Origin of the sequence: Jiangella alba (genome assembly GCF_900106035.1) — a bacterium.
GTDB lineage: Bacteria > Actinomycetota > Actinomycetes > Jiangellales > Jiangellaceae > Jiangella > Jiangella alba.
In genome coordinates this window covers 3,157,090-3,178,884 of record NZ_FNUC01000003.1, presented here as the reverse complement: position 1 = coordinate 3,178,884, position 21,795 = coordinate 3,157,090, and the positions used below count along the sequence as shown (strand labels likewise).

At 73.3% G+C, this 21,795-nt stretch carries 24 protein-coding genes and 2 pseudogenes; 13 read left to right on the top strand and 13 right to left on the bottom strand.

Features of this window, described 5'->3' with window-relative positions:
• Positions 1-9 precede the first annotated feature (9 nt).
• Both BLV02_RS17055 and BLV02_RS17050 read left to right on the top strand, forming a co-directional pair.
• Positions 10-1,443 (top strand): sulfatase family protein, encoded by a 1,434-nt coding sequence (locus tag BLV02_RS17055; protein ID WP_171906890.1) that lies wholly within the window; start codon positions 10-12, stop codon positions 1,441-1,443.
• Between the two features lie 102 nt (positions 1,444-1,545).
• Positions 1,546-3,249: a calcineurin-like phosphoesterase C-terminal domain-containing protein gene (locus BLV02_RS17050; RefSeq protein WP_069114783.1), complete on the top strand. Its 1,704-nt coding sequence runs from the start codon at positions 1,546-1,548 to the stop codon at positions 3,247-3,249.
• Here BLV02_RS17050 and BLV02_RS17045 read toward each other — a convergent pair.
• The 5 genes from BLV02_RS17045 to BLV02_RS17025 are packed head-to-tail and all read right to left on the bottom strand — an operon-like array spanning position 3,246 to position 7,407.
• Positions 3,246-3,752, bottom strand: a complete 507-nt coding sequence (locus BLV02_RS17045) for an ATP-binding protein (protein ID WP_069114782.1) — start codon at positions 3,750-3,752, stop codon at positions 3,246-3,248. The two genes, BLV02_RS17050 and BLV02_RS17045, sit on opposite strands and share 4 nt — an antisense overlap.
• Before the next feature lie 7 nt (positions 3,753-3,759).
• Positions 3,760-5,139: a metallopeptidase TldD-related protein gene (locus tag BLV02_RS17040; RefSeq protein WP_069114781.1), complete on the bottom strand. Its 1,380-nt coding sequence runs from the start codon at positions 5,137-5,139 to the stop codon at positions 3,760-3,762.
• The gene (locus BLV02_RS17035; RefSeq protein ID WP_069114780.1) at positions 5,136-6,662 is read right to left on the bottom strand and encodes a TldD/PmbA family protein; all 1,527 of its coding nucleotides are present in this window, start codon (positions 6,660-6,662) and stop codon (positions 5,136-5,138) included. Before BLV02_RS17035 ends, BLV02_RS17040 begins: the two co-directional genes overlap by 4 nt.
• 47 nt (positions 6,663-6,709) lie before the next feature.
• Positions 6,710-7,123: a type II toxin-antitoxin system VapC family toxin gene (locus BLV02_RS17030; RefSeq protein ID WP_069114779.1), complete on the bottom strand. Its 414-nt coding sequence runs from the start codon at positions 7,121-7,123 to the stop codon at positions 6,710-6,712.
• Positions 7,120-7,407: a type II toxin-antitoxin system Phd/YefM family antitoxin gene (locus BLV02_RS17025; protein WP_069114778.1), complete on the bottom strand. Its 288-nt coding sequence runs from the start codon at positions 7,405-7,407 to the stop codon at positions 7,120-7,122. Before BLV02_RS17025 ends, BLV02_RS17030 begins: the two co-directional genes overlap by 4 nt.
• Before the next feature lie 93 nt (positions 7,408-7,500).
• On the opposite strand from BLV02_RS17025, the gene aroC reads away from it, so the two are divergent.
• The 3 genes from aroC to aroB are packed head-to-tail and all read left to right on the top strand — an operon-like array spanning position 7,501 to position 10,278.
• Positions 7,501-8,697, top strand: a complete 1,197-nt coding sequence (aroC, locus tag BLV02_RS17020; RefSeq protein WP_069114777.1) for a chorismate synthase — start codon at positions 7,501-7,503, stop codon at positions 8,695-8,697.
• The gene (locus BLV02_RS17015) at positions 8,697-9,197 is read left to right on the top strand and encodes a shikimate kinase (protein ID WP_069114776.1); all 501 of its coding nucleotides are present in this window, start codon (positions 8,697-8,699) and stop codon (positions 9,195-9,197) included. The genes aroC and BLV02_RS17015 overlap by 1 nt, the downstream gene beginning before the upstream one ends.
• The gene (aroB, locus tag BLV02_RS17010; protein ID WP_069114775.1) at positions 9,187-10,278 is read left to right on the top strand and encodes a 3-dehydroquinate synthase; all 1,092 of its coding nucleotides are present in this window, start codon (positions 9,187-9,189) and stop codon (positions 10,276-10,278) included. Before BLV02_RS17015 ends, aroB begins: the two co-directional genes overlap by 11 nt.
• Positions 10,279-10,312: 34 nt before the next feature.
• Here aroB and BLV02_RS17005 read toward each other — a convergent pair whose 3' ends face one another.
• On the bottom strand, positions 10,313-11,233 hold the full coding sequence (locus tag BLV02_RS17005) for a type IV toxin-antitoxin system AbiEi family antitoxin domain-containing protein (protein ID WP_069114774.1): 921 nt from the start codon (positions 11,231-11,233) through the stop codon (positions 10,313-10,315).
• A 143-nt stretch (positions 11,234-11,376) separates the two neighbouring features.
• Here BLV02_RS17005 and BLV02_RS17000 point away from each other — a divergent pair, with 143 nt between their 5' ends.
• Positions 11,377-12,294, top strand: a complete 918-nt coding sequence (locus BLV02_RS17000; protein WP_069114773.1) for an aldo/keto reductase — start codon at positions 11,377-11,379, stop codon at positions 12,292-12,294.
• 20 nt (positions 12,295-12,314) lie between these two features.
• Entirely contained in the window at positions 12,315-12,749 is a 435-nt protein-coding gene (gene aroQ, locus BLV02_RS16995; RefSeq protein WP_069114772.1) for a type II 3-dehydroquinate dehydratase, read from the top strand.
• A gap of 14 nt (positions 12,750-12,763) precedes the next feature.
• On the opposite strand, the pseudogene BLV02_RS38580 reads toward aroQ, so the two are convergent.
• The 5 genes and pseudogenes from BLV02_RS38580 to BLV02_RS16975 form a co-directional block, all read right to left on the bottom strand.
• Positions 12,764-12,856 (bottom strand): annotated as a pseudogene (locus BLV02_RS38580) (ribosomal protein L7/L12); the annotation flags it as partial.
• 96 nt (positions 12,857-12,952) lie between these two features.
• Positions 12,953-13,057, bottom strand: a pseudogene (locus tag BLV02_RS38575) (ribosomal protein L7/L12); the annotation flags it as partial.
• A gap of 376 nt (positions 13,058-13,433) precedes the next feature.
• Positions 13,434-13,880: a type II toxin-antitoxin system VapC family toxin gene (locus BLV02_RS16985; protein WP_083289188.1), complete on the bottom strand. Its 447-nt coding sequence runs from the start codon at positions 13,878-13,880 to the stop codon at positions 13,434-13,436.
• Positions 13,877-14,182, bottom strand: coding sequence for a toxin-antitoxin system HicB family antitoxin (locus BLV02_RS16980; protein WP_069114769.1), 306 nt, complete (start codon positions 14,180-14,182; stop codon positions 13,877-13,879). Before BLV02_RS16980 ends, BLV02_RS16985 begins: the two co-directional genes overlap by 4 nt.
• 39 nt (positions 14,183-14,221) lie before the next feature.
• Complete coding sequence (locus BLV02_RS16975) at positions 14,222-14,704, bottom strand: hypothetical protein (RefSeq protein ID WP_069114768.1); 483 nt, start codon at positions 14,702-14,704, stop codon at positions 14,222-14,224.
• 98 nt (positions 14,705-14,802) lie between these two features.
• Here BLV02_RS16975 and BLV02_RS16970 point away from each other — a divergent pair, with 98 nt between their 5' ends.
• The 3 genes from BLV02_RS16970 to nusB are packed head-to-tail and all read left to right on the top strand — an operon-like array spanning position 14,803 to position 16,932.
• A complete protein-coding gene (locus BLV02_RS16970; RefSeq protein WP_069114767.1) occupies positions 14,803-15,912 on the top strand; it encodes a M24 family metallopeptidase in 1,110 nt (369 codons plus the stop codon).
• A 36-nt stretch (positions 15,913-15,948) separates the two neighbouring features.
• Positions 15,949-16,509 carry an elongation factor P gene (gene efp, locus BLV02_RS16965; protein WP_069114766.1) on the top strand — a complete coding sequence of 187 codons (561 nt, stop codon included), beginning with the start codon at positions 15,949-15,951 and terminating at the stop codon, positions 16,507-16,509.
• Between the two features lie 12 nt (positions 16,510-16,521).
• Positions 16,522-16,932, top strand: coding sequence for a transcription antitermination factor NusB (gene nusB / locus BLV02_RS16960; RefSeq protein ID WP_069114765.1), 411 nt, complete (start codon positions 16,522-16,524; stop codon positions 16,930-16,932).
• A 41-nt stretch (positions 16,933-16,973) separates the two neighbouring features.
• Here the strand turns inward: nusB and arfB are convergent, their stop codons facing one another.
• Entirely contained in the window at positions 16,974-17,399 is a 426-nt protein-coding gene (arfB, locus tag BLV02_RS16955; RefSeq protein WP_069114764.1) for an alternative ribosome rescue aminoacyl-tRNA hydrolase ArfB, read from the bottom strand.
• A gap of 117 nt (positions 17,400-17,516) precedes the next feature.
• On the opposite strand from arfB, the gene BLV02_RS38030 reads away from it, so the two are divergent.
• The 3 genes from BLV02_RS38030 to BLV02_RS16940 are packed head-to-tail and all read left to right on the top strand — an operon-like array spanning position 17,517 to position 20,933.
• The gene (locus BLV02_RS38030; protein WP_069114855.1) at positions 17,517-19,226 is read left to right on the top strand and encodes an NAD(P)/FAD-dependent oxidoreductase; all 1,710 of its coding nucleotides are present in this window, start codon (positions 17,517-17,519) and stop codon (positions 19,224-19,226) included.
• Positions 19,223-20,599, top strand: coding sequence for an adenylate/guanylate cyclase domain-containing protein (locus BLV02_RS16945; RefSeq protein WP_069114763.1), 1,377 nt, complete (start codon positions 19,223-19,225; stop codon positions 20,597-20,599). The genes BLV02_RS38030 and BLV02_RS16945 overlap by 4 nt, the downstream gene beginning before the upstream one ends.
• A 22-nt stretch (positions 20,600-20,621) precedes the next feature.
• Positions 20,622-20,933: a DUF3817 domain-containing protein gene (locus BLV02_RS16940; RefSeq protein ID WP_069114762.1), complete on the top strand. Its 312-nt coding sequence runs from the start codon at positions 20,622-20,624 to the stop codon at positions 20,931-20,933.
• Here BLV02_RS16940 and BLV02_RS16935 read toward each other — a convergent pair.
• Positions 20,899-21,711 (bottom strand): SURF1 family protein, encoded by an 813-nt coding sequence (locus BLV02_RS16935; protein WP_069114761.1) that lies wholly within the window; start codon positions 21,709-21,711, stop codon positions 20,899-20,901. The genes BLV02_RS16940 and BLV02_RS16935 overlap by 35 nt on opposite strands.
• Positions 21,712-21,795: the final 84 nt, after the last annotated feature.

Genomic DNA, 21,795 nt, shown 5'->3' with positions numbered 1-21,795 from the left:
TCCCTGCCGATGCGCCCTCGTCCGAACGTCGTGGTCGTCCTCACCGACCAGCAGCGCTGGGACTCCACCGGGGTGCACGGCAACCCGCTCGGCCTGACCCCGGAGTTCGACCGGCTGGCCACCCACGGCACGCACGTCGCGCAGGCGTTCGCCGCCAACCCGGTGTGCGCGCCGTCGCGGGCGGCACTGCAGACCGGGCGGTACGGCACCGCGTCCGGCGTCTACCGCAACGCGCTGCCGCTGCCCGCGGACACCCGGACGCTGGCGAGCCACTTCGGCGCGGCCGGGTACCGCACCGGTTACATCGGCAAGTGGCACCTGGCCGGCGCCGAGCCCGTCCCGCCGGAGCAGCGCGGCGGCTACGGGTCCTGGCTGGGCGCCAACCTGCTGGAGTTCAGCTCCGACGACCACCGCACGGTCGTGTTCGACGACGACGGCGTGCCGGTGCTGCTGCCCGGGTACCGGTCCGACGCGCTGGTCGACGCCGCCATCCGGTTCGTCGGCGACCGCGCCGGGGTGCCGCCGTCGCTCGGCGGGCCGGCGCAGCGCGACCCGTTCTTCCTGTTCCTGTCGCTGATCGAGCCGCACCACCAGAACGAGGTCGACTCCTACCCGGCGCCGGAGGGGTACGAGGAGCGCTACCAGGGCCGCTGGGTGCCGCCCGACCTCGCCGCGCTGTCCGGCGCCGGCGGCACCGCGCACCAGCACCTCGGCGGCTACTGGGGGCAGATCCGGCGGGTCGACGAGGGACTCGGCCGGCTGCTCGACGCGCTGCGCAGCCTCGACCTGCTCGACGACACCATCGTGGCGTTCACCTCCGACCACGGCTGCCACTTCAAGACCCGCAACGGCGAGTACAAGCGGTCCTGCCACGACGCCTCGATCCGGGTGCCGCTGGCGCTGCGCGGGCCCGGGTTCGACGGCGGCGGGCGGGTGTCGCGGCCGGTCAGCGGCGTGGACCTCGCGCCGACGCTGCTCGACGCGGCCGGGCTGCCGGTGCCGGACACCATGCAGGGGCGCTCGTTCCTGCCGCTGCTGCGCGACCCCGGCGCCGCCGCCGACTGGCCCGACGACGTGTTCGTGCAGGTCAGCGAGTCAGAGGTGGGCCGGGTGCTGCGTACGTCGCGGTGGAAGTACTACGTCGTCGCGCCCGGCGCCGACCCGTGGCACGACGCCGCCGCCGGGCGCTACGTCGAGGCCGCCCTGCACGACCTCACGCACGACCCGTACGAGCTGGTCAACCTCGCCGGCGCCGAGTCGCACCGCGGCGTCGCCGCCGAGCTGCGGCGACGGCTGGCCGAGCGGATGGTCGCGGCGGGGGAGGCCGAGCCGGTCATCGACCCCGCGCCGGCCGCGCCGCCCGCCGTCCAGCGCGACGTCGACCCGTCGGTCCGGACGCTGCCGTGGCCGCCGGCCCGGCTCGGCCACCAGCCCCCGCACTGAACCTTCGGCCAGTGTCCCGTGGCCGGTCACCTGGCGTTCGGAAACGTCGTCCAGGTTGAGTCTCGCAGCACTCCGTGCACCCCCACCTGACCGGAGGACACCATGGCGAGACGCAGCGGACGGCTGATCGGCGCCGGCATCACGGCGACCGTGGCCGGGCTCGGCGCGACCGGCCTCGGCCTGGCCGGCGCCGAGACCGCACCCGAGACCGAGACGGCCACCGGCGTCGTCTACGAGGACACCAACCGCAACGGCCAGCGCGACGACGGCGAGGCCGGCGTGCCGGACGTGTCGGTGTCGAACGGCCGCGACGTCGTGCGCACCGACGCGCAGGGCCGTTACCACCTGGGCGTCGACGACGAGACCGTGATCTTCGTGAGCAAGCCGGCCGGCTGGATGGTGCCGGTCAACGACGTGCAGCTGCCGCAGTTCTACTACAAGCACTTCCCGGACGGCAGCCCGTACGAGCTGCGCTACGGCGGCGTCGAGCCGACCGGCCCGCTGCCCGCGTCCGTCGACTTCCCGCTGCACCGCGACGACTCCGTCGACGAGCAGTTCTCGGCACTGGCCTTCGCCGACCCGCAGACGTCGAACACCGGTCAGATCGACACCATGGCGATCGACGTCATCGCCGGCATCGTCGGCAACACCGACGCCCGCTTCGGCCTCACCGTCGGCGACATCGTCAACGACCCGCTGGACCTGTTCGCGCCGCACAACCAGGCGGTGTCGGCGATCGGGATCCCGTGGTGGAACACGCCCGGCAACCACGACCAGGACTACGACGCGCCCACCGACGCGAACGCCACCGACACCTACAAGGAGACGTTCGGGCCGACGGACTACTCGTTCGACTACGGCCGGGTGCACTTCGTGCTGATGGACAACGTCAGGCACCAGGGCCCCGACCACGGCTACATCGGGTACCTGAACGACGAGCAGCTGCAGTGGCTGCAGAACGACCTGCGCCACGTGCCGGCCGACCGGCTCATCGTCATCGGCACGCACATCCCGCTGGCCACCGACGCCACCGCGTCCGACGGCGTCAACACCACCAACCTGACCGAGCTGTTCGACGTCCTCGAGGACCGCGAGCACGTCTACACGATCTCCGGCCACGACACCAGCAACAGTTGGCAGATGTACATGGGCGAGGAGCACGGCTGGTACGGCCCGAAGGACTTCCACCACCAGGTGCTGGCCGAGGTGCGCGGCAGCGGCTGGAACACCGGCCCGCGCGACTCGCGGGGCATTCAGGCGGCGGACATGTCCGACGGCAACCCGAACGGGCACTACGAGCTGTTCTTCACCGGCAACGCCTACCGGGCCCAGTTCAAGCCGGCCAGCCTGCCGGAGGACTACCAGATCCGGCTCACCTTCGACGGCGGCTGGGGCGACGAGGTCCGCATCCCCGGCGGTGTCAGCGGGGTGGACGGCTTCGCGCCGGGCGCGGTGCGGTTCCACGCCCGTGACTGGGCGGGCTCGGCCGTGCCGCGGCCGACGGTGACGGCCAACGTGTTCGACGGCGGCTCGCGGCACACCGTCGAGGTGAGCGTCGACGGCGGCCGGTTCGTGCCGATGACGCACCTGGCGCCGCAGAACGACCCGTACGTCTCGGTGCTCCGCTCGACGCTCACCGGCAGCCTGCGCCCGGCCGCCCCCGAGCCGTCGTCGCACCTGTGGTCGTACGAGCTGCCCCGCGGCCTGCGCCTCGGCGAGCACACCGTCACCGTCCGCAGCACCGACCCGTACGGCAAGGTCTCGACCACCGACGAGACCGTCACCGTGGTGGACGGGCGCCCCTAGCCCGGGAGCCCCACCAACGCCGCGAGCTCGGCGGCGACGGCGGCGATATCGCGCCCGTCGGTGTCGATGCGATGGTCGGCCGGCGTCGCCTGCGCGCCGGCGTAGCGGCCGAGGTAGAAGTCGTCGACCGGAGGCCGGTCGGGATCGGCGGTGAACCGCTGCCGCCATCCCGGCTCGCCGGCCAGCAGCTGCACCGTGGTCGTCGGGGTGCCGGACGGGGCCAGCGACCGCACCAGCTCGTGCAGGTCCGCGGACTGGAACACCCAGGTGACGACGACGATCTCGACGCCGGCCGCCGCCGCGTTGGCCAGGACGGCGGCGAGGTTGCTCTTCGCCAGGCCGGTGGTGTGCTCGTCGACCCGCCACGGCTGGTGCCACCAGAGCGCGTCGACGTCGACCCACTGCACCAGCGTCGTCCCGGCTGCGGCATGCCGCAGCAGCAGCCGCCGGGCGACCGAGGTCTTGCCGACGCCCGGGGCGCCGCCCAGCAGGACGAGTCGCACGGCCGGCTCAGGAGGCCTGCGACACCGACGACATGTTGAAGTCGGGAACGCGCAGCGCCGGCATGGCCGTGCGCGGGAAGTAGTCGCCCCACTCGCGGCTGAACGTCGGCACCGTGGCGCCGGCCGCGGTGAAGCGGTCGAGCAGCGCCACCGGGCTCTCGTTGAACCGGTAGTTGTTCACCGCGCCGGTGACCTCGCCGTTCTCGACCAGGTAGACGCCGTCGCGGGTGAGGCCGGTGAGCAGCAGCGTCTGCGGGTCGACGGCGCGGATGTACCAGAGGCAGGTGAGCAGCAGGCCGCGCTCGAGGCCGGCCGCGAGGTCGTCGACGCCGCCGGTGGCGCCGTCGACGGTGAGGCCGAGGTTGTCGATGGCGGGCGTGACGGGCAGGCCGGTCAGCCCGGCGGAGTGGCGGGTCTGCAGCAGCGCCCGCAGCGTGCCGTCGTCGATCCAGGAGGTGCGCCCGACCGGCAGGCCGTTGTCGAACACGCTCGACTCGGCCGACGACGCGTGCGCGTACACCGACGACGCGCACTCCAGGCCCGGCGCGGCGGGGTCGGACCACAGCGACACCGGGTGCTTCGACAGCCGTTCGCCGACCCGCGTGGCGCCGCCCGGCGCGGAGTACACCGACTGGCCGTCGGCGGCGTCGCGGGCGCTCATCGTCCAGTAGGCGTAGATCATCAGGTCCGCGACGGCGGTCGGCGGCAGCACGGTGTCGTAGCGGCCGGCCGGCAGCTCGACCGTCCGCTGCGCCCAGCCCAGCCGCTTGGTCAGCTCGGCGTCGAGCGCGGTGACGTCGACGTCGGTGAGGTCGCGCGAGGACTGGCCGACCCACGCCGAGCGGGTCTTGTCGGCGGACTTGCCGGTGATGCCGATGTGCCCGGTCGGCTGCTCGTGCCGGGCCCGCAGCCCCGTCGACGAGCCGAGGTACGTGGTGCGCACGCCGTGCTCGAGGTAGCCGTAGAGCAGCCGCCGCTCGTCGTCGGCGCGGCTGAACGCGTCGCCGAGGGCCGGCGCGATGTGCGCGAACACGTCGGGCGACGTCTCGCCGGGCGGGTCGGCCCAGCCCGGGCCGGCGTCGCCGGGCACCAGCGGCTGGGCGTCCTCGGCCGGGCCGTTGTCGCGGGCGGCCTGCTCGGCGGCGCGGACCAGCGGCTCGAGGCCCTCGGGCGTGACGGCGCTGCGGGCGACCACGCCGGACGCGGTGCCGCTGCCGCCGTCGACGGTCGCGATGACGGTGACCGACCGGTCGCGGGTGACGCCGTTCGTCGTCAGCGCGTTGGTGGCCCAGCGCAGGTTCGCCGTCGACCCCTCGTCGACCAGCACGATCGTGCCGCTGGCCTTCGACAGCTCGAGGCAGCGCTCGACGATCTCCTGGGGCGTCACTGGCCACCCTCCTCGGCGGTGTTGAGCACGCGGATGTCGCGGAACAGGGCGGACGGCGCGCCGTGCGAGACCGGCGCGATCTGGCCCGGCTGGGCCTTGCCGCAGTTGAACGCCCCGCCCAGCACGTACGTCTGCGGACCGCCGACCGCGGCCATGGAGCCCCAGAAGTCGGTCGTCGTGGCCTGGTAGGCGACGTCGCGCAGCTGGCCGTCCAGCTCACCGCCGCGGATGCGGTAGAACCGCTGGCCGGTGAACTGGAAGTTGTAGCGCTGCATGTCGATGGACCACGACTTGTCGCCGACGACGTAGACGCCGTCGTCGACCTGCCCGATCAGCTCCTCCGTCGACGGGCCGCCGTCGGACGGCTGCAGCGACACGTTCGCCATGCGCTGCACCGGCACGTGGCCGGGAGAGTCGGCGAACGCGCAGCCGTTGGACCGGCTGGTGCCCAGCGCGCTGGCGTTGGCGGCGGCCATGGCGCGGTCGAGCTGGTAGCCGACGAGGGTGCCGCCGCTGACGATGTCCCACCGCTGCGCCTCGACGCCCTCGTCGTCGTAGCCGATGGTGGACAGGCCGTGCGGGGTGGTGCGGTCGCCGGTGACGTGCATGACGGGGGAGCCGTAGCGCAGCGTCCACAGCTGGTCGAGCGTGGCGAACGAGGTGCCGGCGTAGTTGGCCTCGTAGCCGAGCGCGCGGTCGAGCTCGGTGGCGTGCCCGATGGACTCGTGGATCGTCAGCCACAGGTTCGTGGGGTCGATGACGAGGTCGTAGCGGCCGGACCGGACGCTCGGCGCGGCGAACTTCTCCGCCAGCAGCGGCCCCAGCTCGTCGAGCGCGGCGCCCCAGTCGACGATGCCGTCGGCGCCGGTGGCGTACTCCCAGCCGCGGCCGGCGGGCGCGGCGAGCGTGCGCATGGACTCGAACCGGCCCGTTCGCGGGTCGACCTTCACCGCCTCGAAGACGGGGTGCAGCCGGACCCGCTGCTGGGTGGTGACGGTGCCGCGGGTGTCGGCGTAGAACTTGTTCTCCTGCACCTGCTGCAGCTGCGCGGTGACGTGGTCGACGTCGTCCTGGGCGAGGACGCGGACGGACTGGCCGACCATGCGGTCGATCTTCTCGGTGTCGGCGACCTCGAACGGGTTGATCTCGTACGCCGACACCCACATGACGTCGGGGTGGACCGGCTCGTCGGCCAACTCGGTGCGGGCCGGGCTGAGCCGGCGCGAGACCTTCGCGAGGTCGACCGCCTTCTCGGCCGTCTTCGCGGCGTCGTCGGTGGTGAGGTCGACGGTGGCGGCGAACCCCCACGTCCCCTCGTGCAGGACGCGCACCGCGAACCCGACGTCCTCGCCGTCGCGGCTGCCCTCGAGCTTGCCGTCGCGGAAGGAGAGGTCCTGGGAGCGGATGCGCTCGAGCCGGAAGTCGGCGTGCTCGACGCCGAGCTCGCGGGCCCGCTGCAACGCGGCGTCGGCCAGCGAGCGCATCGGCAGGGCGATGAAGGCTGGATCGATCTCGTGCGGCACCCTGCGAGCCTAGACCAGCGCCCCGGCGGCGAGCACGGGCATTGCCGTCAGCCCGCGAACGGGTCGAGGACGCCCACCCCGGTGGCCGAGAAGTCGCGCACGTTGCGGGTCACCACGGTGAGGCCGTGCCGCAGCGCCGTGGCCGCGATGAGCCCGTCGACGACGGGGACCGGCCGCCGCTGCGGGAGCCGGCCCCAGAGCTCGGTGACCTCGGCGTCGATGGGGAGGATGCGGTCGGCGAACTGACGCGCCAGACCGTCGAGCCAGCCGGACAGCGACTCGGCCTGCGCGTGGTCGCCGCGCTCGCGCAGCCGGCCGACGCCGCGGCCCAGCTCGCCGACGGTCAGGCAACTGAGGTAGAGGCGACCGGCCGGTACGTCGGACCACCACCGCAGCACGCGCTGATCGGGACGAGGCCGCCGGAGCTCGGAGACGACGTTGGTGTCGAGCAGATACGTCATTCGCGCCCGGCGAGCTCGATGTCGCGCGGCAGCTCGTGCGCGCGTTCGGCGACGATCTCGTCGACGATGTCGGAGACCTCGTCGGACCTCGCGCCATGGGTGAGCGCGTGCTTGAAGTCGAAGGCAAGATCGACGCCGAGGAGCTCGCGGTAGCGCACGACGTCCATCACGACGGCCAGCTCCTCTCCGTGGCGGGTGACGATCTGCGGCCCCTCGTCGATCGCCTTGCGCAGCAGCTCGCTGAGCCGCTGTTTGGCGTCCTGGACGGGCCATCGGGATTCCATCTAGACAGACTAGACAGAACCCGGCCGGCAGGCAAGCGCCGGCAGGCGGACGCCGGTCGGGGCCGGCGGGGCGGGCGTGGGAGAATTCGAGTCATGCTCAGATGGCTGACAGCGGGTGAGTCGCACGGCCCGGCCCTGGTCGCGATCCTCGAAGGACTTCCGGCCGGGGTCGAGGTCACGACCGCCGACGTCGACGCGGCGCTGGCGCGGCGGCGGCTCGGGTACGGCCGCGGCGCCCGCATGAAGTTCGAGGCCGACGCGGTCACGCTGGTCGGCGGCGTGCGGCACGGACGGACCATGGGCGGCCCCGTCGCCATCGAGGTGGGCAACACCGAGTGGCCCAAGTGGGAGCAGGTCATGTCGGCCGACCCGGTCGATCCCGCCGTCCTCGAGGGCAGCGCCCGCAACGCGCCGCTGACCCGTCCGCGTCCCGGCCACGCCGACCTCGCCGGCATGCAGAAGTACGGCTTCGACGAAGCGCGCCCCGTGCTCGAGCGGGCCAGCGCCCGCGAGACCGCCGCCCGGGTGGCCCTCGGCGCCGTCGCGTCGGCGTTCCTGCGCCAGGCCTACGGCGTCCGGCTGGTCAGCCACACGGTCGAGCTGGGGACGGTCGCGGTGCCGGCCGGCTCGCCGCTGCCCGGGCCCGACGACGTCGACCACCTCGACGCCGACCCGCTGCGCTGCTTCGACGCCGACACCAGCAAGCTCATGGTGGCCGAGGTCGACGCCGCGAAGGACGAGGGCGACACCCTGGGCGGCGTCGTCGAGGTGGTCGTCACCGGGCTGCCGCCGGGCGTGGGCAGCTACGTGCACGGCGACCGCAAGCTCGACGCGCGGCTGGCCGGCGCCCTGATGGGCATCCAGGCCATCAAGGGCGTCGAGGTCGGCGACGGCTTCGAGCTGGCCCGCACCCGCGGGTCCCAGGCACAGGACGAGATCGTGCCCGTCGACGGCGGGGGCGTGCGGCGCACGTCGGGGCGCTCCGGCGGCATCGAGGGCGGCATGTCCACCGGCGAGACGCTGCGGGTCCGGGCCGCGATGAAGCCGATCTCCACGGTGCCGCGCGCGCTGCGCACCGTCGACACCGCCACCGGCGAGGTCGCGACGGCGCACCACCAGCGCTCCGACGTCGCCGCGGTGCCCGCCGCCGGTGTCGTCGCCGAGGCCATGGTCGCGCTGGTCGTGGCCGAACTGGCGCTGGAGAAGTTCGGCGGCGACTCCGTCGCCGAGACTGCCCGCAACCTGCGCGCCTACCTCGACGCCATCCCGTCGCGGCTGGACGTGCGCTGATGCCGCCGCGCGTCGTCGTCATCGGCCCGCCCGGCGCCGGCAAGACCACCATCGGCACCCTGGTGGCGCGGCGGCTGGGCACCGAGTTCCGCGACACCGACACCGACATCGAGCGCGCGGCCGGCAAGCCGATCACCGACATCTTCGTCGACGACGGCGAGCCGGCGTTCCGCGCGCTCGAACGCGACGCCGTCGCGGCCGCCCTGGCCGAGCACGACGGCGTGCTGGCGCTCGGCGGGGGAGCGGTCGTCGCGCCCGAGAACCGCGCGCTGCTGGCCGGCCACGTCGTCGTCTTCCTCGACGTCGGCCTGGCCGACGCCGTCTCGCGGGTCGGCATGAACCGCGACCGGCCGCTGCTGCTGGAGAGCCCGCGGGCGCAGCTCAAGCGGCTGCTCGACGAACGCCGGCCGGTCTACGCCGAGGCCGCCACGGTCACCGTCGACACCGCCGGACGCGACCCCGAGGACATCGCCGACGAGGTCGTCGAGCATGTCCGCTGACACCGCCGCGCCCACGCGCGTCCACGTCGCCGGCGAGCACCCCTACGACGTCGTCGTCGGCACCGGCCTGCTGGGCGAGCTGCCCGGCCTGCTCGGCGACGGCGTGCGGCGGGTCGCCGTCATCCACCCGGGCGCGCTGCGCGCCACAGCCGACGCCGTCCGCGACGACCTCGTGGCGCAGGGCTTCGAGGCGCACGCCGTCGAGGTCCCCGACGCCGAGGAGGCGAAGACCGCCGAGGTGGCGGCGTACTGCTGGTCGGTGCTCGGCCGCATCGGCATGACCCGCTCCGACGCCATCGTCGGCATCGGCGGCGGCGCCACCACCGACCTCGCCGGGTTCGTCGCGGCGTCCTGGCTGCGCGGCGTGCGCTGGGTGCCGGTGCCGACGACGGTTCTCGGCATGGTCGACGCCGCGGTGGGCGGGAAGACCGGCATCAACACCGCCGAGGGCAAGAACCTGGTCGGCGCCTTCCACCCGCCGGCCGGCGTCCTGTGCGACCTCGCCGCGCTGGCGTCGCTGCCCCCCCACGAGTACGTCGCCGGCCTGGCCGAGGTGATCAAGGCCGGCTTCATCGCCGACCCGGCCATCCTCGACGTCGTCGAGGCCGACCCCGCCGGCGCGGCGCTGCCCGACGGCCCGTACGTGCGCGAGCTCGTGGTGCGGTCGGTGCGGGTGAAGGCCGACGTCGTGGGCGCCGACCTGCGCGAGTCGGGGCTGCGCGAGATCCTCAACTACGGGCACACGCTCGGCCACGCCATCGAGAAGCTGGAACGGTACAAGTGGCGCCACGGCGCCGCCGTCTCCGTCGGCATGGTGTTCGCCGCCGAGCTGGGCCGCCTCGCCGGCCGCCTCGACGACGACACCGCCGACCGCCACCGCCGCGTTCTCGAGCTGCTCGGCCTGCCCACCAGCTACGACGGCCAGGCCTGGCCGCGGCTGCTCGACACCATGCGCATCGACAAGAAGACCCGCGGCGACCGCCTCCGCTTCGTCGTCCTCGACGCGCTCGGCAAGCCCGGCATCCTCGAGGCGCCCGACCCACAACTGCTGACCGCTGCCTTCACCGAGGTCGCCCGTTGATGTAGAGGGGCACCGAGCTTCCACGAAGCCACGGTCACGACACCGTGCTTCCTTGTGTCACACCGACAACGGCGGCCTCGATCTCCGCGAGCACGACCTCCGGCTCCGCGCGGAGACGCTGAGGGGACACCGGCAGGACGCGCCACCCCAGGCTCGCGTAGCGGGCGCGGCGGCGCTCGGTCGCCTCAGGCGCATCGCCGTACCGGTGCCATTCCTGGGACTCGACCTCCAGAGCCAGCCGAGCCTCCCGATACTGGGCGTCGGGCACGATGTCGGCCGTGTCCGGCAGCGGCACGTTCCATGCCGGTTCGCCGAGCAGCCGGCTGCCACCGATGAGATCGCGCAGCTCGCATTCCGGCGCGGAGCGGCAGCCGGCGCGGACGTCGTCGATGGCCCGGCGCGCCAGCGACAATCCACGCGGATCGATGCGGTCGTATTCGGCGACGAGCCGCGACGGCGTCGACAGGCCTCGCTGCACGACCTCGCACAGTGTCGCCCTCGTGTCCCTGAGCCGGTCGGAACCGCGCACGGCATCGAGCGCGGATCGTTCCGGCGGCGCGCACGGCACGCCGCGAACGACCCGCGCCGCGGGCACCGACCGGACGCGGTGGATCGTCGCGATCGGCACGTGAGCGCGTCGAACGTGTGGCGGGACGAGCAGCATCACCTCCGAAGCGGCGGGCACGTATCTCATGCCGTAGCCACGACACGCGACCGCACCGGTCACGACGGCTTCCGGGCCCGCATGGAGGAGCGCGGCCCGGACCCGGTGCCGGTTCTGGGTCGGACCGGTGAACGTCGCGTACACCCCGAGGAGCACGCGTTGCCACCGTCCCCCGGCTCCGAGCGCATGGCGGATCGCCGACCTGCTCAGCCCGTGCGCCAGGACTTGCTGACGAGTCAGGAGACCATCCTGCTCGTCGGCCAGCTCGAGAAGGCTCGCGGGCAGCTGCACGACGAGATCGTGACAGGCGTCGGCCGGCTCACGAAATCCCGAGTGCCGACCCTGTGGACAACTATCGCGCACCAAGCTTCCACATGGTCGTTCTCACGGCATTGGGCCTCCTCGTTACCCGGCGGCGCGGTTAGGCTCGACCGGTGAAGTACATCGACATCGGCGGCTCGGGGCTGCTCGGCTCGGCCGTCACGCTCGGCTGCATGCGCATCGACCAGCTGTCCGAGAGCGAGGTCGCGACCCTCGTCGGCGCCGCCGCCGACGCCGGCATCACGATGTTCGACCACGCCGACATCTACGGCGGCGGCCGCTGCGAGGAGGTGTTCGGCGCGGCGCTGGCGCAGACGGGCGTGCGGCGCGAGGACATCGTCGTCCAGACGAAGTGCGGCATCCGCGACGGCTTCTTCGACTTCTCCGCCGAGCACATCCGCACCTCCGTCGAGGGGTCGCTGCGCCGCCTGCGCACCGACTACGTCGACCTGCTGCTCCTGCACCGCCCGGACACCCTGATGGAGCCCGACGAGGTCGCGGCGGCCTTCGACGACCTCGTGACGGCGGGCAAGGTGCGCCACGTCGGGGTCAGCAACCAGAACCCGGCCCAGCTGGAGCTGCTGCGCGCGCACGTCCGGCAGCCGCTGATCGCGAACCAGCTGCAGTTCGGCCTCGCGCACACCGCGCTGGTCGACTCCGGCCTCAACGTCAACACCGGCTTCGACACCGGCGTGGTCCGCGACGGCGGCGCGCTGGAGTACTGCCGGCTGCACGGCATCACCATCCAGCCGTGGTCGGTGCTGCAGCACGGCCACATCGCCGGGACGTTCCTCACCGACCCCGGCTTCCGCGAGCTGAACGACGCGCTGGCCGCCGTCGCCGCCGAGCACGGCACCACGCCGGGCACCATCGCCGTCGCGTGGATCCTGCGCCACCCGGCCCGCATGCAGCCGGTCGTCGGCACGACGAAGCCGGCCCGGGTCGCCGAGCTGGCCCGCGCGGCGGAGATCGACCTCGACCGCGAGACCTGGTACGCGCTCTACCGGGCGGCCGGCAACCGGCTTCCGTGAGGCACCGATAGGGTCGGGCCGTGACGACGCGCGTACTGGTGCTCAACGGTCCCAACCTCGGCCGCCTGGGGTCCCGCGAGCCTGACGTCTACGGCAGCACGACGTTCGCCGGGCTGGTCGAGCGGTGCCGCGAGACCGCCGCCGGCCTCGGCCTCGACGCCGACGTGCGGCAGACCGACGACGAGGCTGAGCTGGTGCACTGGCTGCACGAGGCCGCCGACGCGGGCACGCCGGTGGTGCTCAACCCGGCCGCGTTCACGCATTACTCCTACGCGCTGCGCGACGCGTGCGCGCAGCTGCGGGCGCCGCTGATCGAGGTGCACATCTCGAACCCGGCGGCACGCGAGGAGTTCCGCCACACCAGCGTCGTCGCCGCCGTCGCCACCGGCACTGTCGCCGGTTTCGGGCTGGGCTCGTACGACCTCGCGCTGCGCGCCGTCGCCGGCCTCGTCTGAGCTGGTCAGAGCCGCTCGACGATGTCCTTGGCCTCCTTGAGGCCCAGGCCGGGGCGGTGATCGCGCAGCTCCTTGATGGCGTGGATCTTCTTGCCCTGCGCCGCCAGCGCGCGCACCCGCGCCATGACCTCGTCGGACGACGGGGGAGCGGCGGGCGCGGCGACGTCGAGCGCGGCGACCACGCCGGACTCCTCCATGCGCTCGACGGTGTCCTTGGCCTGCTTGAGCCCCAGGCCGGTGTGCTCGCGCAGCACCTTGATGGCCTGGATCTTCCTGCCCTGCGCGACCAGCTGCTGGATGTGCGCCATCGCCTCGGGCGTGACGGTGTCCGGGGACGGCGCCGGCGGCGGGGCGCTTGCCCCGGCGGGCAGCCGATCGACGTACTCCTTGGCGTCCTTGAGGCCGAACCCGGTCCGCTCGCGCACCAGCTTGACGGCGGGGATCAGCTTGCCCTCGGCGAGCAGGGCGCGGACGGCGTCGTCGAGCGCCGCGCGGTCCAGGCCGGCCGGCGGCGTCGGGGCCGGCGGTACGGCGACCGGCGAGGACGTGGTCAGCGTGGTCGTGGCGGTGCCGCTGACGGCGTCGGCCCGGGCCCGCCGCAGGACGATGCCGAACCCGAGCACCAGCGCGGCCCCGAACGCGATGACGACGATCAGCCAGAATTCCACGCGACGACCGTACCGGTCAGACGGCGACGAACCCCAGATCCGCGGCCGCAGCGCGCTGGGCGGGATCGTGCGACGCGAAACCGACCCGCTCGCCGGAACGGACCAGCGGCCGCGCCGCGAGGTCGGCGATGGCCAGGTGCATGGCGTCGAACGCGCGGATGCCGAACCGGCGCACCAGCACCCGGGCGGTGTTCTCGGTGTCGAGGGCGTCGGCCCGGATCAGCGCGATGGGCCCGGTCGGCGAGACCTCTTCGTACAGCTTCGCCAGCAGGGTGTCGACGTCGCCGAGGCGGCGGGTGCGCGCGGCCCGGACCAGCGCCGACGACGCCTCCAGCAGCGCCAGTGTGGACGTGACGAGCAGCGTGCGGCCCTCGATCAGCCCGCGCGCGACGGCGTGGCGCGGCTCGTCGGCGAGGTAGGAGCGCACCAGCACCGAGGAGTCGACGTAGGTGAGCATGCTCATCGGCCGTCGGCCCAGAGCTCGTCGACCACCGGGCCGACGCCCTCGGTGTCCTTCAGCGCGCGGACGAACTGCGCCGGCGGGACGGACGGCGCCGGGCTCTCGACGAGGACGCCGAGGTCGCGGGCCTTCTCGCGCAGCTCGAGGCGGCGCACGTCGATGTCGTCGTCGGACGGGGGAGGCGGCGGCGCGGCGGCGGAGAGCACCTTGTTGGCCAGCGCGTTGATGGAGACGCCTTCACGCTGGGCGCGCGCGGCCAGCCGCCGGTGGAGATCGTCGGGGATCCGCAGCAGCAACTGACGCATGCCCGGATGATATCACCGGCATGGTCGGTGATAGCAAGGTCAGAGGGCGTCGAGGAACCGCCGGGCGTCGCGGCTGTTCATGCCGGTGCGCTCGCGCAGCAGCCTGATGGCGGCCGTGCGGCGCAGACGGTCCTGGCTGACCAGCCGGCGCAGCGTGGCCAGCAGCTCGGCGTCGATGGCGCCGCGGCGGCGGGCCGGGGCGGCCGCCGGTGCGGTGCTGTCGGGCTCGGGCTCCGGGAACACCTGGCCCGCCTGAAGGGCGTACACGATGGCGGTAGCCTGCGGGTGTGGGAGGTGTGCCCGCTTCTGCAGGTTTTTGACGGCTTGGTCGGTATTGCCGCGTGAGGCGACATCGCGAACCTCGTCCTGCAACTCGCGGGGGAGGCGCACACCGGGGGGCGGCGTCAAGGACGAAGACAAGGTGCGGGTGGTGGTTGTCTCGGGCCCACGCCGAATGACGAGAAAGCTCATGACGAGGGCCAGGATGACGATGACGACAAGGCCTAGGATGAGCATGATCATGAGCGTAGTCGAGCGGTGATCAACTGCGAAGCACCCGTCTCAATTATTGAAATGCGACAGCATCGATGCAGGTCAGAATGGATGGAGAGGGATACGAGATGGCGGAGACCCACGCGAGGCGACGCGCTGAACTGGCTCGGAGGCTGGTTGATGACAAGCTCGACGCAGCGCTAGTCACAAGTTTGGTCAACGTCCGCTATCTCACCGGCCTCGACAGCAGTAACGCGGCATTGCTCCTGGCCTCGGACGGTTCGGCCGTGCTCGCCACGGATAGCCGCTATTCTACGGCCGCGAAGGCCGTCGCAGAAGACGTCGAGCTGATGGTCGAGCGGGGTGTCGCGACGTCCCTCGCCACGCGCGCGGCGAAGGCCGGGGGGAGTCTACGGCTGGGCGTCGAGGAGCAGGCCGTCACCCTCGAACTGTGGGAGTCGATGCGTGCGGCGCTCGACGCCGAGGCGGGCGCCGTCGAGACCGTCCACCTGGGCCGGGCGGTCGAGCAGTTGCGCGCCGTCAAGGACGAGGACGAGCTGGGCCTGCTGGCGCAGGCGTGCGCCATCTCCTGCCGGGCGCTGGAGGACCTCTGGGCCGCGGGCGGGTTCGCCGGGCGGACGGAGAAGGAGATCGCGCGCGACCTCGAGTGGCGCATGTTCGGCCACGGCGCCGACGCCGTCGCGTTCGAGACCATCGTCGCGACCGGCCCCAACAGCGCCGTCCCGCACCACCGGCCGACCGAGCGCGTCGTCGAGCGCGGCGACCTGCTGAAGATCGACTTCGGCGCCGCCTACCGCGGCTACCACGCCGACTGCACCCGCACCTCCGTCGTCGGGGCCGAGCCGCAGGACTGGCAGCGCGAGATCTACGACCTCGTCGCCGCCGCCCAGCAGGCCGGCGTCGACGCCGTCGCCGTCGGCGCCGGGTGCATGTCCGTCGATCACGCGAGCCGTGCGATCATCGACGACGCCGGGTACAAGGAGAACTTCGGGCACGGCACCGGGCACGGCGTCGGCCTCGAGGTGCACGAGGCGCCGACGCTCGGTTACTCGGCGGCGGGTACACTGGCCGATCGCATGGCTGTGACCGTCGAGCCCGGGATCTACCTGCCCGGCCGCGGCGGCGTCCGCATCGAGGACACGCTGGCGGTTCGGGCCTCCGGCGCATCCGAACTGTTCACGCCCACCACCAAGGACCTGTTGATCCTGGACGCCTGACGCGGCCGGGACCCGAACGAGAAGGCATCGAACGACGTGGCGACGACCAACGACCTCAAGAACGGCATCGTGCTCAACCTCGACGGGCAACTGTGGAGCGTGGTGGAGTTCCAGCACGTCAAGCCCGGCAAGGGTGGCGCCTTCGTGCGGACGAAGCTGAAGAACGTCCTCTCCGGGAAGGTGGTCGACAAGACGTTCAACGCGGGCGTCAAGGTCGAGACCGCCAACGTCGACCGCCGCGAGATGACCTACCTCTACCGCGACGCCGACGACTTCGTGTTCATGGACACCCAGAGCTACGAGCAGACGCACGTCGCCGCGGGCATCGTCGGCGACGCCGCGAACTTCATGCTCGAGAACCAGGACGCCACGGTCGGCCTGCACGACGGCACCCCGCTGTTCGTCGAGCTCCCGGCGTCGGTCGTGCTCACCATCGAGTACACCGAGCCGGGCCTGCAGGGCGACCGCTCCACCGGCGGCAACAAGCCGGCCCGGCTCGAGACCGGCTACGAGGTGCAGGTGCCGCTGTTCATCACCAGTGGCGAGAGGGTCAAGGTCGACACCCGCGACGGTTCGTACCTCGGCCGCGCCGGCTGACGAGGCCGACGCATGCCTGCCCGCAGCCGTGCCCGTAAGCGCGCGCTCGACATCCTGTACGAGTCCGAGCTGCGCGGGCTGACGCTCGGCGCGACCCTGGCGCACCGCATGGCCACCGCCGAGCAGCCGCTGCACGAGTACACCGTCCAGCTGGTCGAGGGCGTCATCGCGCACCGCGACCGCATCGACGAGCTGATCTCCACCTATTCCGAGGGCTGGACGCTGGAGCGCATGCCCGCGGTCGACCGCAACGTGCTGCGCATCGGCGTCTACGAGGTCCTCTACCGCGACGACGTCCCCGACCCGGTGGCGCTGGACGAAGCGGTGTCGCTGGCCCGCGACCTCTCGACCGACCAGTCCCCGACGTTCGTGAACGGCCTGCTCGGCCGGCTGGTCGCGATCAAGCCCAGCCTGAGCGCGTAACCGCGTCCTGCTCCCGTGTCACAGCGGGCCGGGCCGTCTGGTCAGCCGTCGTCGGGGCGGCGGCGCAGGCGTTTGGTCTCGCCGGTGCGGCGCTTCTGCTCCACCCGGCGGGCCCGGGCGGACCGCGACGGCTTCGTGGGGCGGCGCGGCGGCGGGGGCGGGCGCAGCGCGTCGTCCAGCAGCGCGGCCAGCCGGTCCGCGGCCGCCTCGCGGTTGCGCAGCTGCGACCGGTGCTCCGACGCGACCACCGTCAGCACGCCGTCGACCAGACGGTGCGACAGTCGCTCCAGCAGCCGGGCCCGCGCCGTCGCGCTGAGCACCCGTGAGTCCGCGACGGAGAAGGACAGTTCGACCCGCGAGTCGGTGGTGTTGACGCCCTGGCCGCCGGGCCCGCTGGACCGGGAGAACCGCCACGACAGCTCGTCGTCGGGGATGACGATCGTCTCGCGGACTCGGACCGGCGCCACCTGCCCATTCTCTCCCGCCGGGACCGGCCGCAACCGCACCCGCGCGCCGTAGACTCGCCACCATGCGGCCGCCGGGCACGGCCGGCCGCCACCTTCGGGGGAGGTGCCGGCGTGGCCATGTCCGTCCAGCCTGACCGCCGGCGGCCGGCGCTGCTGGTCATCGAGCACGAGCACGACGCCGCCGGGCAGGACCGCATCGCCGACCAGCTGCGGCGGCGCTACGGCGGCGATTATGACGTCGTCGACGAGCGCGGCGACGCCGCCGGCCTGACGACGCTGGAGTCGCTGCGCGACCGCGGGCTGCAGGTCGCGCTGGTCCTGTGCGACCGCCCGGCCGGCGGCGCGGCCGCCACAGACACCGTCTTCGCGCAGGTCAAGCAGCTCTACCCGGAGGCGAAGCGGGCGCTCGTCGTCGACTGGGGCGCGTGGGCCGACCGCGAGACCGCCGAGGCCATCCACCGGCTGATCGCGCTGGGCCGCATCGACTACTACGCGTTGCGGCCGTGGCACTCGCCGGACGAGTACTTCCACCGCACCGTCACCGAGTTCCTGCTCGAGTGGGAACGGGCGGTCTCCGCCGCCCCGCGCGAGGTGACGGTCGTCGCGCAGCGCTGGTCGCCGCGCGCCCACGAGCTGCGCAGCCTGCTGGTCCGCAACGGCGTCCAGCACCAGTTCCACCCCTCCGACACCGACGAGGGGCGCGCGGCGCTCGCGGCGGCCGGCCTGGACGACGTGACGGCGCCGGTGGTGCTGCTGCACGACGGCCGGGTGCTGGTCGACCCCACGAACAGCCAGCTCGCCGACGCGTACGGGGTGAGCACGACCCTCGGCGACGAGACCGACTTCGACGTCATCGTCGTCGGCGCCGGGCCGGCCGGGCTCGCGGCCGCCGTCTACGCGTCGTCGGAGGGTCTGCACACGCTGGTGGTGGAGCGTGAATCGATCGGCGGCCAGGCCGGGTCCAGCTCGCTGATCCGCAACTACCTCGGCTTCGCCCGCGGCATCAGTGGCGCCGAGCTGGCCCAGCGCGCCTACCAGCAGGCGTGGGTCTTCGGGACGACGTTCCTGCTGATGCGCGAGCTGGTCGGGCTCACGTCCGAGGACGGCTGGCACGTGCTGACGGCGGCCGACGGGCAGCAGGCGCGGGGCCGCGCCGTCGTCCTGGCCACCGGCGTCAGCTACCGGCGCATCGGCCTGCCGGCGCTGGACGCGTTCGAGGGCGCCGGGGTCTACTACGGCGCGTCGGTGTCGGAGGCGCGGGCCATGCTGGGCCAGCCGGTGTACGTCGTCGGCGGCGGGAACTCGGCCGGGCAGGCCGCCATGCACCTGTCCCGCTACGCCGCCTCGGTGACGCTGCTGGTCCGCGGCGCGTCGCTGGCCGACAGCATGTCCCGCTACCTCGTCGACGCCATCGAGGCGGCCGGCGTGCGGGTGCGGCTGCACACCGAGGTCGTCGACGGCGGCGGCACCGGCCGGCTGGCGTGGCTGGAGCTGCGCGACCGCGAGACCGGCGAGACCCGCACCGAGCCGGCGGCCGGGCTGTTCGTGCTGATCGGCGCCGAACCGCACACCGCCTGGCTGCCGGAGCGCATCGAACGCGACCAGTGGGGCTACCTGCTCACCGGCGCCGACGTCATGGACAGCCACGCCGCGCGGCGCTGGCCGCTGGAACGGCAGCCGCTGATGCTCGAGACCTGCGTCCCGGGCGTGTTCGCCGTCGGCGACGTCCGCCGCCGGTCGGTGAAGCGGGTCGCGTCCGCCGTCGGGGAGGGGTCGGTGGTGATCCAGCAGGTGCACCAGGTGCTCGCCGCCGCGGACCGCCCGTGACCGGCCCGGCCGAGCCGTCGGCGCGCGCCGTCCCGCGCCCCTGGGCGGCCGTCCTGCTCGTCGCGCCCGTCGCGGGTCTGGTCGTGCTGCTGGCGCGGCCGGCGTGGGACGTGATGTGGCAGCACCACCGGGCGCACTTCTGGCTGGTGCTCGGCGCGGCCGCGATCAGCGCCGCGCTGGCGTACGCGACGGGGACGGCGGCGCGGCGCCGCCACGACGCGCGGGTGTTCCTGGTCTCGCTGGCGTTCCTGGCCGCGGCCGGGTTCCTCGGCCTGCACGCGCTGGCCACGCCCGGCGTGCTGCTGGACGGCTCGAACGCCGGGTTCGCGCTGGCGACGCCGGTCGGGTTGCTGGTGGCGGGGGCGTTCGCGGCCGCGTCGGCGACGGAGCTGGCCGGCGGCCGGGCGCACGCGGTGATGCGCCGGTCCGCGCTGATCCGCGGCGCCCTGCTGGCGGTGATGGTGCTGTGGGGTGTGGCGTCGGTGGGCGGGCTGGCCCCGCTGGACGACCCCGCGCCGCCGGAGCGGGCGTCCGGGCCGCTGGTGTGGCTCGCGGTGGCCGCGCTCGTGCTGTACCTGTTCGCCGTCGTCCGGTACCTGCGGCTGCCCAGCCACCCCGGCTCGGTGACGCTGCTGCTGGCGATGGCGTCCGCGTTCGTGCTGCTGGCGGAGGCGTCGGTGGCGGTGGCGCTCGGCCGCAACTGGCACGCCAGCTGGTGGGAGTGGCACCTGCTGATGCTCGCCGCGTTCGCGCTGGTCGCCGTCAGCGCGCAGCGTCAGTGGTACGAGGAGCGCTTCGCCGGCCTCTACCTCGGCGAGACCGCGCGGGCGACCCGCGAGGTGACCATCCTCTTCGCCGACCTGCAGGGCTTCACGTCCTTCTCCGAGCGGAACCGGCCGGAGGACGTCACCGAGATGCTCAACGCGTACTTCACCAGCGCCATCCCGCCGGTCGTCGAGCGGTACGGCGGCACCGTCGACCGGCTGGTCGGCGACGCGCTCATGGTGACGTTCAACCGCGACGGCGGCCAGCCCGACCACGCGCGGCAGGCGGCCGCGGCCGGACTGGCGATCCAGGAGGCGACGGCGACGGTGGCCGACGCGCATCCCGGCTGGCCGCGGTTCCGCGTCGGCGTCAACACCGGCGAGGTCGCCGTCGGGATCCTCGGCACCGCCGGGGGCCGCACCTTCACCGTCATCGGCGACGCCGTCAACCTCGCCGCCCGGCTGGAGAGCGCCGCGCCCGTCGGCGGCGTGCTGATCGGCGCCGAGACCGCCCGGCAGTTGTCCGGCGCGCGGACCGAGCGGGTCGAGGGCCTGGAGGTCAAGGGCAAGACCGGCGTCGTCGAGGCGTACCGCCTGCTGGGGCTCTGAACGGCCGGGCTACCCTCGCAGGGTGCGTCGAGATGCCCTGCCCTTCTACCGCGTCATGGCTTACACCACCGGCGTGGTGCTGCTCCTGCTCTGCGTGGCGATGTTCGTCCGCTACGGCCCGCCCGGCGACGCCACCATGAGCCGCACGGTGTCGCCGATCCACGGCTGGCTGTACGTCATCTACCTGGTCGCGACCGGCCTGCTGGTGCACCAGCGCGGCTGGAAGGCCAGCTGGGCCGTGCTCATCGGGCTGGCCGGCACGGTGCCGTTCGCGTCGTTCTTCGCCGAGCGGTTCGTGGTCAGGAAGGCGCGTGAGACGGAGCGGGTGCGCTGACGTCGTCGTCGCCGCTCTGCTCCGCCGCCGCGGTCTCGGCCTTGCGCCGGGTGCGGACCCCGTTGCGGACGATGCTCACCCAGAACACCACCGCCGCCAGCGCGAACACCCACCACTGGGCCCAGTAGGAGAGGTTCTGCCACGGGCTGACGTCGCGGATGGGCGCGACGGCGTCGACGTCGAGCGTGACGGGCGCGGCGGCCAGCTCGGGCGATTCCTCGCGCAGCAGCAGGTAGCCGTGCAGCGCGGTGGCCTCGCTCACGCCGGCCCGCTGGGCCAGCTGGTCCGGCGCGATGTAGGCGACGCGGCCCTCGTCGACCTGCTGCCCGGTGCGGACGGTCGCGTGGTCGGGCGTCTCGGGCGGCAGCAGGTAGCCGGTGACGGTGACCTCTCCGGACGGGACGGCCGTGCCCGCGTCGTCGGGGTCGTCGACCCAGCCGCGCAGCACCGGCACCACCATGCCGTCGTCCGTCTGCAGCGGCGTGACGACGAACGAGCCGAGCGTGCCGTCGTGCACCCGGCCGGGCACCAGCTGCTGCTGGGCGGCGACGTACGTGCCGGTGGCGACGGCCTGCCGGTCGGCGGAGTCGCCCAGTTCGGCGCCGGGCGCGGCCAGCTCGGCGACGGCGACCGGCTCGCGGTCGCGCAGTTCGTGCCGTCCGCTGCTGTCCTGGTAGACGTCGGCCTGCCACCAGCCGAGCAGCAGGCAACCCGCGACCGCCGCCACCGCGGCGACGTGCAACAGCAGCCAGCGGGGCGTCAGCAGGAACCGGTACACACTGACACCGTAGCCGCCGGGTGGGCGGCCCGGTGCGTGCGGGGGAGCCGTGCTGGGCAAGATCAGACATTTATGTCCGGATGG

Excerpts from the sequence above, each read along its gene's own strand:
- BLV02_RS17015 (WP_069114776.1), top strand. The coding sequence starts at position 8,697 with ATGCCGCCGCGCGTCGTCGTCATCGGCCCGCCCGGCGCCGGCAAGACC.
- BLV02_RS17025 (WP_069114778.1), bottom strand. The coding sequence starts at position 7,407 with ATGGAATCCCGATGGCCCGTCCAGGACGCCAAACAGCGGCTCAGCGAG.
- nusB (WP_069114765.1), top strand. The coding sequence starts at position 16,522 with ATGCCTGCCCGCAGCCGTGCCCGTAAGCGCGCGCTCGACATCCTGTAC.
- BLV02_RS17050 (WP_069114783.1), top strand. The coding sequence starts at position 1,546 with ATGGCGAGACGCAGCGGACGGCTGATCGGCGCCGGCATCACGGCGACC.
- BLV02_RS16980 (WP_069114769.1), bottom strand. The coding sequence starts at position 14,182 with ATGCGTCAGTTGCTGCTGCGGATCCCCGACGATCTCCACCGGCGGCTG.
- BLV02_RS16970 (WP_069114767.1), top strand. The coding sequence starts at position 14,803 with ATGGCGGAGACCCACGCGAGGCGACGCGCTGAACTGGCTCGGAGGCTG.
- BLV02_RS17030 (WP_069114779.1), bottom strand. The coding sequence starts at position 7,123 with ATGACGTATCTGCTCGACACCAACGTCGTCTCCGAGCTCCGGCGGCCT.
- aroB (WP_069114775.1), top strand. The coding sequence starts at position 9,187 with ATGTCCGCTGACACCGCCGCGCCCACGCGCGTCCACGTCGCCGGCGAG.
- BLV02_RS16975 (WP_069114768.1), bottom strand. The coding sequence starts at position 14,704 with ATGATCATGCTCATCCTAGGCCTTGTCGTCATCGTCATCCTGGCCCTC.
- BLV02_RS16985 (WP_083289188.1), bottom strand. The coding sequence starts at position 13,880 with ATGAGCATGCTCACCTACGTCGACTCCTCGGTGCTGGTGCGCTCCTAC.
- BLV02_RS17055 (WP_171906890.1), top strand. The coding sequence starts at position 10 with ATGCGCCCTCGTCCGAACGTCGTGGTCGTCCTCACCGACCAGCAGCGC.
- BLV02_RS38030 (WP_069114855.1), top strand. The coding sequence starts at position 17,517 with ATGTCCGTCCAGCCTGACCGCCGGCGGCCGGCGCTGCTGGTCATCGAG.
- aroC (WP_069114777.1), top strand. The coding sequence starts at position 7,501 with ATGCTCAGATGGCTGACAGCGGGTGAGTCGCACGGCCCGGCCCTGGTC.